The organism is Chryseobacterium sp. FP211-J200 (genome assembly GCF_001643375.1).
GTDB lineage: Bacteria > Bacteroidota > Bacteroidia > Flavobacteriales > Weeksellaceae > Epilithonimonas > Epilithonimonas ginsengisoli.
On record NZ_LSHB01000081.1, the window covers coordinates 1 to 1418 of the forward strand.

Annotated in this window: 1 protein-coding gene; it reads left to right on the forward strand. The window is 37.8% G+C overall.

The features are described from left to right. The first annotated feature begins 157 nt into the window (after positions 1 to 157). Positions 158 to 1192, forward strand: a complete 1035-nt coding sequence (locus AXA65_RS18690) for a DUF2931 family protein (protein ID WP_165596630.1) — start codon at positions 158 to 160, stop codon at positions 1190 to 1192. Positions 1193 to 1418 lie beyond the last annotated feature (226 nt).

Sequence of the window (1418 nt, forward strand, 5' to 3'; positions counted from 1 at the left end):
AAATAAGCGAAAATTTCAAAATAGGAAAACTATACCTCAAGAAACGGGAAATAGAGCAAGAGATACCTAATGTACAGGTAGATATTTTTGATTTGACTTTTGGAAAATGATTGTAAAACTGAGAATACGACTTTTATTATTTCTATTGTTACAATTTTTGAGTTGCGACAAACTCAATAATATGAACAATCAATACAGATGGAATATAGAGACCACAGCAGATGAGGGCTACCATATGGAAATCCTCTCAGGCGGTTTCTATGATCAAAAAGGCGAGGAGATTGCCGGGATACAATCAGATATGCGTTTACAAAGTGGTTTACTTGGTGACTCTGGCAGCATTACGGTGGAGAATTACCGTGCCATTCCCTCACAAATGAATCTTGAGTGGTTTTCTTATGCAGAAGACAAATTTTTCAAAGGCAAATTTCAGCTGGACATCGAGCGTATCAAAAGTATATTTCATAATACAGCCTATCAGGGTTTTAAAATAGCTCCTATTCCCGGGGGAAGGTTTATGCTGTATGCTTATGCGGAAGGTTCCACTGAATTATTTAGGATATATAAAGGACAAGAGGTACAGGTTACAAATTTTAAAGAAGTGATGAGATATACCGTAGATGAAACAAGGAGTGAGTATCTTGTAGATTTCAGGAAAAGCATGCCTCTGCAAACCCAGCAGGAAATAGCCAGCAAATCCATCAGTCTCCATATCTGGGATGATATCAGTATAAAATATCCCTGGAAATATACCGTACAGGCAGAGGGCTTTGATAAGCTTGCCATCACAATGCAGAAAGATGAAGGAGGAGCCAATTTTATTGATGCGGAGGAAGACTGGAAAGCAGACGTAGATTATTACACAACCTCTTTTCCTAAGCCTATTCCTACAGAAATAGATGGGAAGTTTGAGACTCCTGCTGGAAGAGCGTTTACCATTCGTATCTATCCTGGCAACTCAGAAGATCTTGAGTTTCGCAAATTTGAATATGTGCCTTATAGAAAGCGGGAACAGGAGCTGGTAAAACAGTTCAAAGACTTTTATGAGAAGATTGGAAAGCAGGAGTTTGAGATTCACTTAAGGATGAGCGAAGATTTCAAAACAGGAAAGGTATATCTGAAGAAAGGAAATATCATGGAGGAGATACCCAACACCGATGTTTTGATTTTTGATACGACATTTGGCAAATGAGAAAACTGAGAATAGTACTTTTATCATTTCTATTGTTGCAATTTTTGAGTTGTGACAAAATTAGTAATATGAGTAACAAATACGAATGGCTGATACTAACAGTTGCTGACATGGGTTATCCTATGGAAATTAGAAGCGGTACTTTTTATGATGAAAATGGAGAAGATATTGCGGGTATTCCAATAGAAAAAACACTATCCTCGCAGTGGTGGAGTGGTGATTCTGG